Annotated in this window: 13 protein-coding genes; 5 read left to right on the forward strand and 8 right to left on the reverse strand. The window is 59.3% G+C overall.

Annotation, left to right across the window (positions count from 1 at the left end; all coding sequences use genetic code 11):
- Window positions 1-23 precede the first annotated feature (23 nt).
- Window positions 24-1,529, forward strand: a complete 1,506-nt coding sequence (locus IPK79_05835; protein MBK8189954.1) for a hypothetical protein — start codon at window positions 24-26, stop codon at window positions 1,527-1,529.
- Window positions 1,530-1,607: 78 nt separating this feature from the next.
- On the opposite strand, the gene rbfA is transcribed toward IPK79_05835, so the two are convergent.
- The 5 genes from rbfA to IPK79_05860 form a co-directional block, all read right to left on the reverse strand.
- Window positions 1,608-1,985, reverse strand: coding sequence for a 30S ribosome-binding factor RbfA (gene rbfA / locus IPK79_05840; protein ID MBK8189955.1), 378 nt, complete (start codon window positions 1,983-1,985; stop codon window positions 1,608-1,610).
- A 20-nt stretch (window positions 1,986-2,005) separates the two neighbouring features.
- Complete coding sequence (infB, locus tag IPK79_05845; protein MBK8189956.1) at window positions 2,006-4,690, reverse strand: translation initiation factor IF-2; 2,685 nt, start codon at window positions 4,688-4,690, stop codon at window positions 2,006-2,008.
- Between the two features lie 14 nt (window positions 4,691-4,704).
- A complete protein-coding gene (locus tag IPK79_05850; GenBank protein MBK8189957.1) occupies window positions 4,705-4,980 on the reverse strand; it encodes a YlxR family protein in 276 nt (91 codons plus the stop codon).
- 65 nt (window positions 4,981-5,045) lie between these two features.
- Window positions 5,046-6,389: a transcription termination/antitermination protein NusA gene (gene nusA / locus IPK79_05855; GenBank protein MBK8189958.1), complete on the reverse strand. Its 1,344-nt coding sequence runs from the start codon at window positions 6,387-6,389 to the stop codon at window positions 5,046-5,048.
- Window positions 6,390-6,429: 40 nt separating this feature from the next.
- Window positions 6,430-6,972, reverse strand: coding sequence for a hypothetical protein (locus tag IPK79_05860; protein MBK8189959.1), 543 nt, complete (start codon window positions 6,970-6,972; stop codon window positions 6,430-6,432).
- A gap of 705 nt (window positions 6,973-7,677) precedes the next feature.
- Between IPK79_05860 and IPK79_05865 the strand changes: the two genes are divergently transcribed.
- Together IPK79_05865 and IPK79_05870 are read left to right on the forward strand one after the other, a co-directional pair.
- On the forward strand, window positions 7,678-7,920 hold the full coding sequence (locus IPK79_05865; protein ID MBK8189960.1) for a hypothetical protein: 243 nt from the start codon (window positions 7,678-7,680) through the stop codon (window positions 7,918-7,920).
- 42 nt (window positions 7,921-7,962) lie between these two features.
- Complete coding sequence (locus tag IPK79_05870) at window positions 7,963-8,664, forward strand: hypothetical protein (protein MBK8189961.1); 702 nt, start codon at window positions 7,963-7,965, stop codon at window positions 8,662-8,664.
- Between the two features lie 5 nt (window positions 8,665-8,669).
- Here IPK79_05870 and IPK79_05875 read toward each other — a convergent pair whose 3' ends face one another.
- The 3 genes from IPK79_05875 to IPK79_05885 form a co-directional block, all read right to left on the reverse strand.
- On the reverse strand, window positions 8,670-9,629 hold the full coding sequence (locus tag IPK79_05875) for an SDR family oxidoreductase (protein MBK8189962.1): 960 nt from the start codon (window positions 9,627-9,629) through the stop codon (window positions 8,670-8,672).
- 30 nt (window positions 9,630-9,659) lie between these two features.
- A complete protein-coding gene (locus IPK79_05880; GenBank protein MBK8189963.1) occupies window positions 9,660-11,018 on the reverse strand; it encodes a UDP-glucose/GDP-mannose dehydrogenase family protein in 1,359 nt (452 codons plus the stop codon).
- Between the two features lie 180 nt (window positions 11,019-11,198).
- Window positions 11,199-13,181, reverse strand: coding sequence for a glycogen/starch synthase (locus IPK79_05885; protein MBK8189964.1), 1,983 nt, complete (start codon window positions 13,179-13,181; stop codon window positions 11,199-11,201).
- A 1,002-nt stretch (window positions 13,182-14,183) separates the two neighbouring features.
- On the opposite strand from IPK79_05885, the gene IPK79_05890 reads away from it, so the two are divergent.
- Entirely contained in the window at window positions 14,184-14,462 is a 279-nt protein-coding gene (locus IPK79_05890) for a hypothetical protein (protein MBK8189965.1), read from the forward strand.
- A 424-nt stretch (window positions 14,463-14,886) separates the two neighbouring features.
- On the forward strand, window positions 14,887-15,396 hold the full coding sequence (locus tag IPK79_05895; protein ID MBK8189966.1) for a hypothetical protein: 510 nt from the start codon (window positions 14,887-14,889) through the stop codon (window positions 15,394-15,396).
- Window positions 15,397-15,922: the final 526 nt, after the last annotated feature.

The following is a 15,922-nucleotide window of genomic DNA, read 5'->3' on the forward strand; positions in this document are numbered from 1 at the left end:
CGCCGGGCGAGTACAATAAGAGAATGCGATCGTCTTACTCGCTCTTCATTGCCCTGTCGTTCGCCCTGCTGCTCGGGGCGGCGCCGATGGCCCCTGCGGCGGCGGCCGAACTCGACGGCTTCGCCCTGCAAACGTCGGACGATAACGCTGTTAAGGTCATTCTCTATACCCAGGGCGGGCGGGTCGATTACCAGACCGAAATGAGCGACAGCGGTATGGCCATCGTCCTGCGTGGCGCCCGTCTGTCGCCTCGCGCTGCCCAGAACGGCTTGCCAGTGGTGCGCGATAACCACAACCGCCTCATTGGCCAGATTGCGCCGGATCCTGCAAACGCGGCGGGCCAGAGCGGCGATCTTCGCATCCGCATTCCCAATGTATCGGCGCGTCAGTACGCCGTTTCCGTGATTCAAAAGCCTGCCAGCGAAGCCCCGGCCTCGACGACGGCGCCCGCTCTGACGGCCGTGACTGCGCTGACGCCCCAGACCCTGAATGATCCAGCTTTCAAGAGCCAGTTTGAGACGATTACCTCCGGCTTTGCCCCGACGCCTGTGCGCTATTTCTCGTTCGGAGGGCCTGCCGGGGGCGCAACGACTTACGGGGCTTCGCAACGCGCGACGTCTCCCCGTCAATACTTCCCAGAATGGCGTCCAGAGCGTTCGTTCCTGAATAACGCCCCGCGCGGCGCTGGCGTTTTTCGGCCACGCTCATCGGCTTCAGCCGGGGCTTCTGCGCGTAAAGCCGCCGCGATTATTCCTGAATCGTTTGGTGCGCTGGCCTTGGGGCCGCCTGCACGCGCTGCTGTTCAGGGACGGCAAGGCTCAAGCGCTTCGCCCGCTGCGTCTTCTTCGGAAGATTCTGAAACCGCGTTACCCGCCCTGCCCGCTCCTGCGCCGGACGCTGTTTCGGCGACAACGTCTGATGCGGCGACCTCTGATGCTGCGGCCGAAGGCAAGCGCCTGGAAACTGCCGCTGCCTCTGCGCCCGCCAGTTCGGCCTCCTCTTCCGGATTTTCGCTTAGCCGCGCGCCGTGGTGGACGATTGCTCTGGCTGCGCTGTTTTTCGGCGGGATTGGGCTCTTTGCCCTGACGGCCGGGCTCTTGCTGTTTCGCTTTCTGGTGCGGCCCACCTCGCCGCGCGTGATTCTCCAGACGCAGGGGGCCGATGGCGCGCTGAGCGGCGTGACGTTGCTTCGCAGTCATGCGCCTTCAGACCGCCCGCTCGACGCTGCGGCTCCGGCCAAAGCCATTTGGGAAACGTCGGCGGAGGGCGCGTCTTTGTCCTCCTCCTCTGCTGCTCCCGCTGCTGCGTCGCCGCTTTCAGCCGCAGGGACGGCGACGGCCTCTACCGCAAGCCTTGCAGATCCGATTCTGGCCTTTGAGGATGCGCCTGTGGCGCAAGCGTCTGATTACTGGCTGCCGGCGGCGGGCTCTCCGCAAGAAGCCGTGCGCCAATCCGCCCGCCTGAAATCCGCCGCCGGGCGCCGTCGCGGCAATGTGCGCCCCGCGTCGCCGGTTGTCGCGGCGAGTTAGGCGCGCGAGTCCTTAACCTTAAGCCCCTAAGCCCGTCGCATTTGGGCGGTGGGTTTTTATCGGCTTGAAAAGCAGACGCTAGCCGCTCTGTCCCTCGTCGCCGTCGGCGATGCGCTTCAGCAGTTGATTGACGCGCGCGCCGCGCTCCAGCGAGTCGTCGAACGCGAAGACCAGCTTGGCCGTGTGGCGTAATTGCAGGCGACGGCCTACTTCGGTGCGGATTCGCGGCGTGTAGGAGTCGATGACCTCCATCACGGCGGCCTTTTCGTCGTCGCTGCCCAGCATGCTCAGAAACACGCGCGCATGGCTGAAATCGCGCGCCAGCTCGATGTCGGTCACCGAGAGAATCTTGTCGACCATCAGCGGGTCTTTAACCTGCGAGGCCAGAATATCGCTGATTTCGCGCATCATGGCCTTGCGCACGCGGTCAGCGCGAGAGAATTCCTGATGTCCCATGACCGAGCGTCGCCTTCTCGCTAACTAACAGCGTTCGCCGCGCCGGAACGCTTGATGCTGTCACTGGTACGCTTTTTGAATTCCGTGACAACAAACGCCATCTGGTCGCCCGCCTCAAAGGCGTCAAAACCATCGACCGTGATGCCGCACTCATAGCCAGCGGCGACTTCCTTCACGTCCTCTTTGAAGCGCTTGAGGTTGGCCACCGCGCCGCGGAAGATCTCTTTGGATCCCCGGAAAATCCGAACCGAGGCGTTGCGCTGCACCTTGCCGTCGGTCACCATGCAGCCGGCAATGGTGCGTTTGCCCGCCGTGAACAGCTCGCGGACTTCTGCGCGCCCTTTTTCCACCTCGATGGTTTCCGGCGAGAGCTGGCCGACGATGACTTTCTCGATCTCTTCGGCGATATGATAAATCACGTCGTACTTACGGATTTTAACGCCCGCGCGATCGGCTGCCATCGCGGCGTTCTGGTCTTCGCGGACGTTAAAGCCAATGATCATCGCCTGACTGGCTGAGGCTAACATCACGTCGGCTTCCGAGATATCGCCGGTACCGCTGTGGATAATCTTAATGGTGATTTCATCGGCATTGAGCGCTGATAACGCGTCGTTGACCGCCTCGGTCGAGCCCTGGGTGTCGGCCTTGACGATGAAGTTCATCGACACGTCGTCCAGCGAATCGTCTTCCATCGGCGCGGTCAGCCCTGGAATAATCTGGCGGCGTTCGAGCCGGTTGTCGCGCTCGCGCTGGCGTTCCTCGCTGAGGATCTGCCGAAAGGCCTTGTCATCGCGGATGACCCGGAACGAGTCGCCCGCATTGGGCACGCTGGGCATCCCGAGAATCTCGACCGGCGACGACGGACCCGCCTCGCGCACGCGCTCGCCGTAATCGTTGATCAGCGCCCGCACGCGACCCCCCACCGGGCCGATCAGGATATTGTCGCCTACGCGCAACAAGCCGTTCTGCACCAGGGCATTGACCAGCGGGCCGCGCTGCTTGTCGAGCTGGGCCTCGATAATCACGCCTTCGGCGGCGACCGTGGCGTCGGCCTTGAGTTCCAGCAGTTCCGACACCAGCAGGATTTTGTCGAGCAGGTCATCCAGACCGGTTTGCTGAATGGCGCTGACCCGCGCAACGAGGGTATCGCCGCCCCAATCTTCAGCCATCAGCCCGTGGTCGATGAGCTGGGTCAGGACGCGATCGGCGTCAGCCGCCGCCCGGTCCATCTTGTTGACGGCGATGATAATGGGAATCTTGGCGGCTTTTGCGTGATTGATCGCCTCAATGGTCTGCGGCATCACGCCGTCGTCGGCGGCAACGACCAGCACGGCGATATCGGTCGCCCGCGCCCCGCGCATCCGCATTGCGGTAAAGGCTTCGTGGCCCGGCGTGTCCAGAAACACCACGCGCTGACCGTCTTTTTCGACCGTATAGGCCCCAATGCTTTGCGTGATGCCGCCCGCTTCGCTGTCGACGATTTTATGCCGCGTCTGGCGAATGGCGTCCAGCAACGAGGTTTTGCCGTGATCGACGTGCCCCATAATCGAAACAACCGGAGGACGTGTCTTCAAATGCTTGTACTGGCTGACGTCCAGCTTTTCGCGCTTATCAACCGCGTCGGTCGAGCTGTATTCGGTCTGAACGGCCTTGGTCTTTTCCGCTTCTTTGACCTCATAGCCCAGCTCGCGGGCGATACTTTTGGCAAAAGTCGGGTCCAGCGTCTGATTCACGGTCACCATCACGCCCTTCATAAAGACGTGCTTGATGATATCCGTCTCGCGAGCGTTGAGAAGCAGGGCCAGTTCGCTCACGGTGAGCTGTGCGTCGATGACAACCTCCTTGGGCGTCTCATCGACCGCTTCTTCCGGCGATGAGCCCCTGTGATGCATTCTGCCATCTTTGCGGCCGGGCTGTATCAGCTTTTCGAGGGGTTCATGGCGCTCGCGTTCGCGCTTTTCATCCTTCTTCTCGGGGAGGGCTCCCTTGCGACGGGCATCTGGAGAACCGGGCGCGCCCAAGTCAGCCGGGGGCGGCGCGCCTTCCAGCGATGGGCCCGCCATCGGCGCGCGGGGCGGCGCGGCAGGATGCGGACGGCCCTCAGGGCGAAACGGCGGCCGGGCCATGCCGGGCGGGCTGGCCGGGTGAGAGGAACGCGGCGGGGCCAGCGGATGCGGCGCCTGCTCCAGGCGGCGTGGCGCGCGCGAGGGGTCTAACGGCGGCTCCAGCGGCTTGCGACCTTGATGCGGCGGTAGCGTGCGGATCTCAGGGCGCGGCGGCGGCGTCAAAATCGCGGGCTGAATAACAGGCGGACTCGCAGGTTGAACGCGAGGCGTCGTATCCGCTGGCGGCGTTTCCGGCGTCGATGAGACTGGGGCGGGAGTTGCGGCTGCTGGGGCGGCCTGCGATTCAATCGGCGCTGTTGCTGGCGCGGGAGTCGTGTCGGGGGCTTGTGGGGCGGGCGCTGCCGACGTCGGCGGGGGGGCGGCCTTGATGAGGCGCGTGACGCGCACGCGGGGCTGGCTGGCGGCTTCTGCCTCCTGCTTCACAATGGCGACCAGTTTATCGGCCATCGGCTGATCGATGGAGCTGGAATGGCTTTTGACGTTGAGATTAAAGTGCTTCTCCAGCAGTGTAATTAAATCCTTGTTGGAGAGGTTCAGCGTGCGGGCCAGGTCGTAGATGCGAACTTTGGGGGGCGTCACCGGGCGGGAATCCTTTACAGGCGGGGTCGGGCGGCGTCGCGCGGCTGCGCGGGGCCAAGAAGACCTTCTAATATATCATCCGGGATCGCTCTTTTCAACGCCTTCTGTAAGCGTTTTCCTTTCAGGGCCGATTTCATGCACGCATCATGACGGCAAACATAAGCAGAGCGACCGTTTATCGGCGGCTGATCGTTCACTGAAAACGCCAACGGGGTTTTGCGAGCCGTGATTTTATGAAGCGCTTCTTGCGGGCGCTTTTCGCGGCAGGCTACGCATTGTCTCAGCCGCATCTTGCCGGACGCGTCCTGAGAAGCGACGTCCGTCGGCGCCCAGGCGTCTGAGGGCGATGACGCGCTTAGGATAGCGCTTCGACCTCGTCAGCTTCTTGCTTAGCGCTGTCTTCCTGCTCGCTGTTTTCTTGCTCGCCTTCTTCTGCGCTGCCTTCGGGCGCAGGCGCATCCTGTTCAGGAGACGGGGTGGCGTTTTCGACAGCGGCTTCTGAAGATTCCTCTGCAGGCGCGTCTTCTGGCGATTCTGTTACCTCGCTTTCGCCCTCTACCGGACTTTGCGGCGCGCCATAGTACTGCTCATAGATATGAAGCGGCAGGCCTTCCTGCTCGATGGCCGAGACGCCTTTAATGTCCAGCTTATAGCCGGTGAGTTTGGCGGCCAGACGCACGTTCTGGCCTTCTCGACCAATGGCCAGGCTCAATTGATCGTCTGGTGCGACGACCAGCGCCTGATTCATCCCTTCGCGCGAGTAATCCACGTAGACGTGGGCGATACGGGCCGGGGCCAGCGCATTGACGATGAATTCCACCGGATCGTCCGACCAGCGGATGATGTCGATCTTCTCGTTCTTGAGTTCGTTGACGATGGCCTGAATCCGGCTGCCGCGCGCGCCGATACACGCGCCCTGTGGGTCGACTTCGGGGTCGTTGGACGACACGGCAACCTTGGTGCGGAATCCGGCTTCGCGGGCAATGTTCTTGATTTCGATCACGTTGTCTTCGATTTCCGGCACTTCCAGCTCGAAAATCTCGCGAACCATCTCGGGGTGCGACTGCGAAACGACAATCTGCGGCACGCGTCCCGAATCGCGAATATCGGCGACAAACACGCGCAGCTTGTTGCCCACGCGGTAATATTCGCCCGGCAATTGCTCGCGCGGCGGCAAGACGGCCTCGCTTTTGCCGATGTTGATGATGACGTTGCGCCCTTCGATGCGCTGGACGATGCCGGTCGTGACCTGATTCTTCTTCTCCTCGAACTCGCGCATAATCAGGAATTTTTCGGCTTCGCGGATTTTCTGGGTGATGACCTGCTTGGCCGATTGCGCGGCGATGCGCCCAAATTCATCCGGCGTGGGGGTGACTTCGGTCTCCAGGATATCGCCCACTTCGGCGTCAGCCTTGAGTTTGCGCGCCTCGCTGAGCAGCATCTGGGTGTCTTCGAGGCCGGCTTCAATGAGATCCGGGTCGATTTGCGCCACCACCAGCTGTTGCTGATACAGCCCAATTTCGCCCGAGCGCTCGGTGATGCGGCATTCGTAGCCTTCTGTGGACACCAGCTTGGCGTAGCGCTTGTAAGCGGCGAGCATCGCTTCTTTTAGCGCGTCCACGGTGACGTCTTTGGGGATGCCGCGCTCGCGTTCGAGTTGTTCGGCGTGTTCGAGCAGGGCGGAACCGATCTTGATCATGGCGAGAGGCGCTCCATCAGGGTTTCGGGTGGGGACTTGTCTAAAGCGGATCCGGCAGCGTCACCGGCGTATTGAGGCGGATCTCCAGCGTGGCGGGGTTAAAGTCGATACAGGCGCTGGGGCGCTCCGCGTCGTCGGGGTTGAGAATCGTGAGCGCGCCGCTGGTCGGGTCATAATCGCCCAGCAGGCCGCTTGTCACCGGCAGCGGCTCGCGCTTGCCGGGACGACGCGCGCGCAGCGTCACGGCGCGTCCGCGATAAAACCGCAATTCGCGGGCGGATTTCAGCAGCCGGTCGACGCCCGGCGAACTGACTTCGAGATCATACGACAAATCCGCCAAGGCGGGCAGATCGTCAAGCCGCGCATCCAGCGCCTCGCTCACCGCTTGGCAGATGTCCAGACTCACGCCGGCGGGCGGCTGTTCAATGGCGATTTGCAAGCGCCAGCGCCCGAATTCCTTCTCCAGTGCTACGGCGACCAGAGCGACGCCGTGGGGCATTAACGGCTCAGCCAAGGCTGCCACGGCGTCTTCGATCGCCGTCAGCCGCTCGACGCTGAGCGTATGAGAGGTTGTCTTTGCCATGGACGCCCCTCTTTGGGGTTTTTAAGGACTAAAAAAGGAAGTGGGCCATTCACCCACTCCCTGAATCCATATTCAAGAAGTTTGAAATCGTATCGTACCACAGGCCCTGCGCTTTTCAAGCCATCGCGCCGGCGGCCGCGTCCTGTTACCACGCGTCTATTACAAAACTTTATGTTATGCGCTAGCAACAAACGGCAGAAATTTTGTTTAATACCAATAATCGCTGTTTGGATCCGGCGCTTTCGCGCCTCTCATTTGAATGCGCGATTCTGGTGTAGGTTGGTTAACTTAGGGGGGATTAAATTCATGGAAGCATTCTTGCTTGGTAGTGGGTCTCACTCTTGTAATTACGATCAGGGTTTTAAGGGAACAGGTACTCAGCAGAGGTGCTCTATAGGCCGAACTGAGCATATTACGGAATGCGGGGAAGGTGGTCGTCGCCTGACTACGACATATATACATGGTGACGATAAAGGGCTAGTGGTGATCGACACTAATGGTCTGGGTCAATCGGCTCACAATATTGGGGGGCAGTATTTTGATACAAGTACAGGCAAACCGCTGCCTGATTTCAAATTCGCGTGTTTCCCTGAAATCTCTCAATAAGCGTCTGGCTTCGCCCGCCTGAAAGTAAAATCAGGCGGGCGGGGCTTCAGGGCGCGACGCGCCGGGCAGGCTGGGTAATCAAAGAGGCTTTGGGCTTAGATGGCAGATCGAATCGTGGTGTCCACTTCCCGCATTGATTGCGGGATACATAATCCCGAAAAAGCAATCACGATGAAGACCTTTTCCGATGGATCGGTTCTTACGGAGAATGGGATGGGGGAGGTGGCCCTATCTTTCCCCAAAACAATCGGGGGCCAAAAGTATTTCCATGAAAACGGTAAGGCGTTCCCGGAATTTATAAGTACTTGCGTTATTGAGAAGCGGACGGCCAAGCCGCATTAAGCCGCGCGCTGATCGGCACCAGTGCCTTCAGGAGTGGTTTTGATGGCGCAATGGTTTGTAAATGGCCTCTATGTCAATGGCGCGACCATGACCACCACGCCTGCGCCCTACGTGGGCCGCGTGACTCAGGACGCCAACCCAAAACAGTCCAGCGTTGTTGTGGATGCGGGCCTGGCCTTGAATGAACTCAAACCCACGCCCGACGCGCCGGACAGCGAGGAATTCGTGATGGCCTTCCCGTCGGCGAGTAAAGGCGAGGCCCGTACGCTGACCTTTCGGCGCGATTTGCGAGACCCGAACGGGGGTGAGCGACGCGCATGCGCCGCGTATCTCGGGGCTCAGAAAGGCGACGCCAGCGTTATTCTGGCTCTCTCGCTGCCGGATATCGAAGCGCACTGCGACTCGCTGGCCGTCTATGGCGGGACAAAGCGCGATGGCTTGATTCTGGATGCGGAAAATCCGCCTTCTTCTGTGAGGCCCTATCGAAACAAGGAATCGGGCGGCAAGCCGTATGGCAGCCTGTCTTATCCGTTTCTCACCCTGGAAATTCCCAAGGCGCTCAAGCCTGAGTGGGCGCCATCGCCCGGAATGCTGGGTGCAGGCGATGAGTTGCCAGAAGCCGTCATCCGGTACGCCAGCGAGCTGCATGCGCGCACTCCTGTGAAACCCAAGACGATAAGCCCGCCGTCTCAAGAAACGGCGCCAGCAGGGCCCTTGCCCAGCGGCAAGGCGTATAAGATTTAAGTCGTTTAGCGCGCGGCGGCGGGGGCCTTGAGGCGCGCCTCAAAATAGGCGATGGTCTTCTTCAGGCCGTCTTCCAGCGCGATGCCGGGTTCCCAGTCCAGATGCTGGCGGGCCAGCGAGATATCCGGCTTGCGTTGCGTCGGATCATCCGGCGGCAGGGGCTTGCGGATAATCTTCGAAGAAGAACCCGTCAGCTTCAGCACCTTGTCGGCCAGCTCCTGAATGGTGAATTCTCCGGGATTGCCCAGATTCACCGGGCCGACGAAGTCTTCAGGCGTGCGGTCCATCATGCGCACAAAGCCCTCGACCAGATCATCCACATAGCAGAACGAGCGCGTCTGCTGGCCTTCGCCATAGACGGTAATCGGCTCGCCGCGCAGGGCCTGCACGATGAAGTTGCTGACCACGCGGCCGTCGTTTTCCGCCATGCGCGGGCCGTAGGTGTTGAAGATGCGCACGATCTTGATCTTGACGCCGTTCTGACGGTGGTAATCCATGCACAGGGTCTCGGCGACGCGCTTGCCCTCGTCGTAGCAACTGCGCACGCCGATGGGGTTGACGTGTCCCCAGTAGTCTTCGCGCTGCGGATGCACCTGCGGATCGCCGTAGACTTCCGACGTTGAGGCCTGAAACATCGTGGCGCGGGTGCGCTTGGCCAGACCCAGCATATTGATGGCGCCCATGACGCTGGTTTTGACCGTCTTGACCGGATTGTACTGATAATGCACCGGCGAGGCGGGGCAGGCGAGGTTATAAATTTCGTCGACTTCTACCAGCATCGGCTCAATGACGTCGTGACGGACCAGCTCGAAGTAGCGCTGATCCTGTAGATGCACAATGTTGGCCTTCGAGCCGGTAAAGAAGTTATCCATGCAGATGACTTCATGGCCGGAGGCAAGCAGACGCTCGCACAGGTGAGAGCCGATAAAACCGGCGCCGCCGGTGACCAGAATGCGTTTTTTCATGGGGCAGGGATCCTTTTTGGGGCGCGCGGCTTAAACGGCGGCGGGCGCTTTGTCGGATAACTTGTCGGATAAGACCGGCGGGCGGCCCATGCAGACGTATTCAAAGCCGCGGGCGGCCATGCGTTCTACGTCGTACTGGTTGCGACCGTCAAAGATGATGGCGCGCTTCATCAGCGTTTTCATCTTGTCGAAGTCGGGGCGGCGGAATTCGTTCCACTCGGTGACCAGCAGCAGCGCGTCGGCGCCCTTGAGCGCATCGTAGGCGGCATCGCAATAAGTAATGGCGTCTTTCATGTAGTAGGCGCGAGCGTTATCCATGCCTTTGGGGTCGAAGGCCTGAATTTTCGCGCCGCGCGCCACCAGAGCGTTGACCAGCATCACGCTGGGCGCTTCGCGCAAATCGTCGGTGCGGGGTTTGAAGGCAAGGCCCCACATGGCGAACGTCTTGCCGGTGAGCGGCTCATCGCCGAAATATGCCAGCACTTTATCGAGAAACGCCTGACGCTGGCCTTTGTTCACTTCATCGACGGCTTCGAGAATCGACGACGGCCGCTCGTGGTCGCGGGCGGTTTTAATCAGCGCCTTGACGTCCTTGGGAAAGCACGATCCGCCATACCCGATGCCCGGAAACAGAAACTGGCCGCCGATGCGCGAATCGCTGCAAATGCCCGTGCGCACCTGGGCGATGTCGGCGCCGACCTGCTCGCACAGATTGCTCATCTCGTTAATAAACGAGATCTTCGTGGCGAGAAAGGCGTTGGCGACGTATTTCGTCATTTCCGCCGAACGGATATCCATCATGATGATGGGGTTTCCTGTGCGCAGGAAGGGCGAATACAGCTCGCGCATCAGATCGGCGGCGCGCTGATCGCCAGGATCCGTGCCAATCACCACGCGGTCAGGCTTGAGGAAGTCATCTACGGCCGCGCCCTGCTTGAGGAATTCAGGGTTGGAGACCATCGAGAACTCTTGTGTGGTGGCGTCGGCAACAATGGCGCGAATGCGATCGGCGGTGCCCACCGGTACCGTGCTCTTGGTGACGATGATTTTATAACCATCCATAGCGGCGGCAATTTCGCGTCCGACGCCAAAGACAGCGGCCAGATCGGCCGAGCCGTCGTCGCCTTGCGGCGTGCCAACGGCAATAAAGCAGATTTGCGAACGCCGCACGGCGTCTGCTAAATCGGTGGAAAACTGGAGGCGGTCTTCGCGAACGTTGGCGCGAATCAGCTCTTCAAGGCCGGGCTCGTAGATCGGCACTTCGCCGGCGCGCAGCCGCGCAATCTTGTCGGCGTTGTTGTCGACGCAAATCACGTCGTTGCCCATTTCTGCCAGACACGTTCCTGTCACCAGGCCCACATAGCCGGTGCCCACCACGCATAGTTTCATCGAGTCATCTCCATATCATCGAATTGAGATTAAAGCGCAATATCATCGCCCCCGGCGCGTCATGCGACTTGCAACGCGATCTCTGAGGGCCGGTCCATCGTAGCACAATGGAACCGCTGCACAGTAAAAAACGATGCGCGTCGTAGAATTGCGCGCGCGTCCTGAAAGACAGCGATCGCCTCAGGCAGGCGTTTTCGAGCGCTCAGGAGCCGGCACGGCGGCAAAAATATCTTCGTATCGCTTGATGATGGCGTCGCTGGCGTGCTCTGTGTTGACGTAGCGGACGCCGTTTTCGCGCACCTGTCGCATCTCATCGGGTTTGGAGGCCAGCGTCACGGCGCGATCGAACGCCTGCTGGAAGATGCGGGCGCCGTCTTTGATGGTGGCTTCCTGAGCCTCTGTCAGCTTTTCGCCGTGCATCAGCGGCGCCATTGTGCGGCGATAGGCGACCACGTCGGGCAGCTTGAACATCACCGCCGTCTGGCCGTAATCCCATGCTTTAGAGGGCGGTCCGTCGGCTGCGTTATTTACAGCGGGGTCGCTTAGCGTCGAGCGCAGGCCGTCGACCGACTGGACCAGCGGGACAGAACCCATTTTGAGCGCTTCTAACTGCGTCAAGCCATAGGGTTCGTACAAACTGGGCAGGATCGTAAAATCGCTGCCCGCAAAGATCTTGACCGTACTGGGGCGATCCATAAACTTATTGGGCAGAAACACGCGCCCCTCATAGGGCGAACCTGGGCGCGTCAACTCCTCAATCAGGGGCTTGAGTCCGGGAATGTCTTCATCTGCCTTACCGGCGATGGCCAATTGCGCTTTGGGGTATTTGTCGAGCAGCTCCTTCATGGAGTCCATCAACATGGTGAAGCCTTTTTGATACGGGTCGAATCGCGCCGCATAGCCGAAAATAATGGCGTCTGGATCCTGCTTGAGCCCCGCCCACTGCTGCAAAGCGGCCTTGTTCTGGCGTTTGAAGTCGCCCAGACCCGCCAGACCGTTTTTCAACTGGGTAAAGCCGTCGGTGGTGAGCGCGGGGTGAAGGGCCGGGTCAAACTTCGGATCCAGAAAATGGTGAATGGCGAACGCGCGGCCGTCTGCATTGCTCTTGCGCAACGCCGGGATGAAATGGGCTTCGTCCATCAGCTTGGTGTTCAGCAGGGTGTTTTTGTAGTTGCCGTCCAGAATGACTTTGTGAGCGTCTTCGATGCCTTGGGCCAGTTGCGAGAAATGCCCCGGATCCGCCGATGCGTTATGGGAAACGTCCATACCCACGGCTTCGGCGGCGTCGGTCGGCAACGTGACGTCGTAACCTACGTTATGGAGCATCATGAGGCGCTCCATCTGAGGTTGGTCCGCTTTTACGGCCGACAAAATGGGCGCTACGTGGGCATCGTTCGCCCACACGAAATCCATCCCGCCGGGCGGCAGGTCGAGCCGTGCGCCTTCAGGCAACGCTTTTTTGCCCGACAGGTAGGGCATAAAGGCCCGCGCGGCGCGATTGAACATCGCAATTGTCTTGCTGCCGCCCAGATCGCGGATATCGGCGTACGCCTTCGCATTCTCAGGATAGAGCGTGGAGTAGGGCTTGAAATACGTGTCATTGGCAATGGCCCAGCGTGTCATCCCATTTTGCGGCTCAATTTTTTGCATTAGCCGGAAGGACTGCTTGGGCATTAGCGAAGCGGCTGTGGCGTACCGCGTTTGTGGCATCTGATGCGACAGCCACGCCTCCATGGCGGGCGTGGGGAAATCCGTGAGCTTCAGATCGAGGCCCGTGTCTTTCCATGCGGGGTCTTTGGCCGACATCGATCCAAACGGTTCCAGCGTAAAGACGCCGACGCGCTCGCTGTGATCTTTAAAGGCCGACGGCACGGTAAAGGAGACTTCTCCCAGTCCCCCCTTCATCGCTTCGCGCGGCTCTGGCGTGACAAAGACGCCATTAATCCGCGCGCTGGGGTTGTGAGAGGCGTTTTCTGGGGGACTGCTTTCTTGCGCTTGCGGTCGCGCAAACCCGAAACGAACGCGCGACGGGCCTTTAAGCCAGACAATCTGCTCTTTTTTTGAGGGCGCGACAGGCGTGGATGCGGTTGCCGTTACGCCATCAGGGCGAGAGGGGCGTTGAGATTGGGAGAAGCGCGGAGCGGCGAGAGACACAGACGACATAGCGGTGGGGGTCTTTCATGTGGTTGGCGTGCGCGTGTAAGCAGACGCAGCCCCGAACAGCCGTCTCTCACGGCGCGCGTTGCAAGCAATCTGGCTGATTCTGACGATCTTCGCTGGCTGTAATGTCGAACTATCTATATACCCAGCCCTTATTATACGATTTCTTCGCAAAATAGAGGCGCTCACAGCATGCTTCACCCACGGCGTCTGGAGCGGGGTTCTTGGCGGCCATGGGGTTTCGGCGCTTGAAAAACGGTATACCCTGCGTGAAGCAAGCCTTAAGTTGGGGGTATTCTGTCAAGAGATCACGTGAGAGTCAAGAGAGGACGTTTGTTTAAAACCCGTCGCCCTGCGGCGATTGTCTTGTCCATTCGACTAACGGCGCTCGCCATCCGGAGACGCATGGCTAGCCTGATGGCGAGCGTCTTCAGGCTAGCTTCCAGCGCGGGATGCCTGCGGTTCGAGGCGCGCAGCGGTTTGGGCTCGCCGGGGGCGGTGTTAAAAAGATATATTAAAGAAATAAAAAGAATCCTCTTTTTGCGCAATCTTGGGCGTTTAATTGTTTTTATATTGCATATACTGTTCTTTCTTCAAATCTGGAGAAAGACATGATTATCACGCGTAGGAACGCGTTAGAGAGAAGAGGAGATATCCACTATGGTCTCGATCCGTCGCGCTGAGCGTATACAGGCCCGTCAAGATGCAAGAGCGCTTGCCCGTGCGCAGCAAACCCCGCCTCGGGCCAAACCGGCCGAAGCCTTTCCGGTGGCCTCGTGGGGGACTTCTCCCGCTTCGACGGCTGCGACCCCATCCGCTACCGCAACGCCGGCGACTCCTGTGACTGACGCCACAAAGATTACCCCGTCGAATGAGACGCCAAAAGCGCCTCCCTCAGCCAGGCCGGCCGCCTCTACTCCCACTAGTCATGCCACAGATGACATCACAGACACCGCGCCGAATTGGCATTCTATTCATAATACCGAGAATAAGCCGAGCGCGACTGTGACTGACAGACCCGTTAACGAAACCCTATCTACGATCGAGGCCTTCCTCGGCCTGTCGGCATTTGGCCGACTGGATACAGACAAAAACAAAAACCTGAGCCGTGAGGAGTTGATGGCTGGGGTTGAGAGCTCAGATACCCTGACTAAATATGGGGCCGGCGTGCTCCTCCGGGCGTTCGATACGCTTAGCGGGCTGGATCGTAAAGAGGGTCTTACTCTCAACGAAATCAGATCAGGCTCTATGCTGCCGACGTCGAACCCGCCCAATTACGGCTAATCGCGGCGTGCGGCATGTTCCACGTTTTTATTGATTCGTGAATCATCCAAGGACGGCTTTTGCGAGTCGTCCTTGGTGCGTTCTGCCGCGAAACGCCAAAACGAATATTAAAAGTAGTGCGATTGGCTGCTTCCTTCGGTTGCGATTGCTGCGTCAGTTGCAAGCGTATGGCTCGCCGGATGGCGGCTCGTTTTGAAGTTCGCTTTCGAGCGCTGTTTGTCTTCGCCTCAAAGCGGGTGGCGTATGTTGGGGGGAGAGGATGGAATTAAAAATATATATTAAATAAATAAAATAAATGCACCTTTGGGGGCAATTGCGAATTATAAATTGTTTTTATATCAAATAAGAGTGTTTTCTTCAGCTCTGGAGAAAGCATGAGCATCGCGCGATAAGAACGCGCCTGAGAGAAGAGGAGATATCTACTATGGTCTCGATCCGTCGCGCTGAGCGTATGCAGGCCCGTCAAGAGGCAAGAGCGCTTGCCCGTGCGCAGCAAACCCCGCCTCGGGCCAAACCGGCCGAAGCCTTTCCGGTGGCCTCGTGGGGGACTTCTCCCGCTTCGACGGCTGCGACCCCATCCGCTACGGCAACGCCTGTGCCTCGAACCGTTGACGCCACGCCTGTTGTATCGTCGAACGAGACTCCCAAACCCGCCTCGTCTACTAAGCCCATTGATGAAACGCTCTCAATAACTCAGGGTATTGCGGGCATTACGAGATTTGGCCAACTAGATACCAATAAAGACAACGCTCTTAGCCGTGCGGAACTGACGGCCGGGGTAAGCAGTTCCGATGGATGGACAAAGTATGGCGCAGGCTCGCTCTTGACGGCGTTTGATACGCTCAGCGGGCTTGACGGCAAAGAGGGTATCAGCCGCGCCGAAATTAACTTCGGGACTGTAAAAATAAAGCCTAACCCGCAAGCTCACGGTTAATCGCGGCTATCGACGGCCTTAACAGTCTTAATCATAGACAAAACCATGGACGGCTCTTTTGGGTCGTCCTTGGCGCGTTCAGGCGTACTGCGTGACATGCAGCGTGCCAGATGCGCGAGCGTCGGTCAGTCGGCAGTCTTCATGGCAGTCAAAGTCATTGCCTCGCGCGTGCAGGATAACGTTGGGTTAAAAAGAGATGGTTTGACATATTAAAGAAATAAAAAAGATTTTGTTTTGGGCGCAATTATCAATATTTGACTGTTTTTATATTAAAAACAGATTCTATTTTTGAGAATCGATTGAAATAACCCCCATCGCGCGCAGGAGCGCGTTAGAGAGAAGAGGAGATATCCACTATGGTCTCGATCCGTCGCGCTGAGCGTATACAGGCCCGTCAAGAGGCAAGAGCGCTGCCCGTGCGCAGCATACCCCGCCTCGGGCCAAACCGGCCGAAGCCTTTCCGGTGGCCTCGTGGGGGACTTCTCCCGCTTCGACGGCTGCGACCCCATCCGCTACCGCAACGCCT

The sequence above is a fragment of the Vampirovibrionales bacterium genome (genome assembly GCA_016712355.1).
Taxonomy (GTDB): Bacteria; Cyanobacteriota; Vampirovibrionia; order Vampirovibrionales; family Vampirovibrionaceae; genus JADJRF01.

Excerpts from the sequence above, each read along its gene's own strand:
- IPK79_05835 (MBK8189954.1), top strand. The coding sequence starts at position 24 with ATGCGATCGTCTTACTCGCTCTTCATTGCCCTGTCGTTCGCCCTGCTG.
- rbfA (MBK8189955.1), bottom strand. The coding sequence starts at position 1,985 with ATGGGACATCAGGAATTCTCTCGCGCTGACCGCGTGCGCAAGGCCATG.
- IPK79_05850 (MBK8189957.1), bottom strand. The coding sequence starts at position 4,980 with ATGCGGCTGAGACAATGCGTAGCCTGCCGCGAAAAGCGCCCGCAAGAA.
- nusA (MBK8189958.1), bottom strand. The coding sequence starts at position 6,389 with ATGATCAAGATCGGTTCCGCCCTGCTCGAACACGCCGAACAACTCGAA.
- IPK79_05860 (MBK8189959.1), bottom strand. The coding sequence starts at position 6,972 with ATGGCAAAGACAACCTCTCATACGCTCAGCGTCGAGCGGCTGACGGCG.
- IPK79_05865 (MBK8189960.1), top strand. The coding sequence starts at position 7,678 with ATGGCAGATCGAATCGTGGTGTCCACTTCCCGCATTGATTGCGGGATA.
- IPK79_05870 (MBK8189961.1), top strand. The coding sequence starts at position 7,963 with ATGGCGCAATGGTTTGTAAATGGCCTCTATGTCAATGGCGCGACCATG.
- IPK79_05875 (MBK8189962.1), bottom strand. The coding sequence starts at position 9,629 with ATGAAAAAACGCATTCTGGTCACCGGCGGCGCCGGTTTTATCGGCTCT.
- IPK79_05880 (MBK8189963.1), bottom strand. The coding sequence starts at position 11,018 with ATGAAACTATGCGTGGTGGGCACCGGCTATGTGGGCCTGGTGACAGGA.
- IPK79_05885 (MBK8189964.1), bottom strand. The coding sequence starts at position 13,181 with ATGTCGTCTGTGTCTCTCGCCGCTCCGCGCTTCTCCCAATCTCAACGC.
- IPK79_05895 (MBK8189966.1), top strand. The coding sequence starts at position 14,887 with ATGGTCTCGATCCGTCGCGCTGAGCGTATGCAGGCCCGTCAAGAGGCA.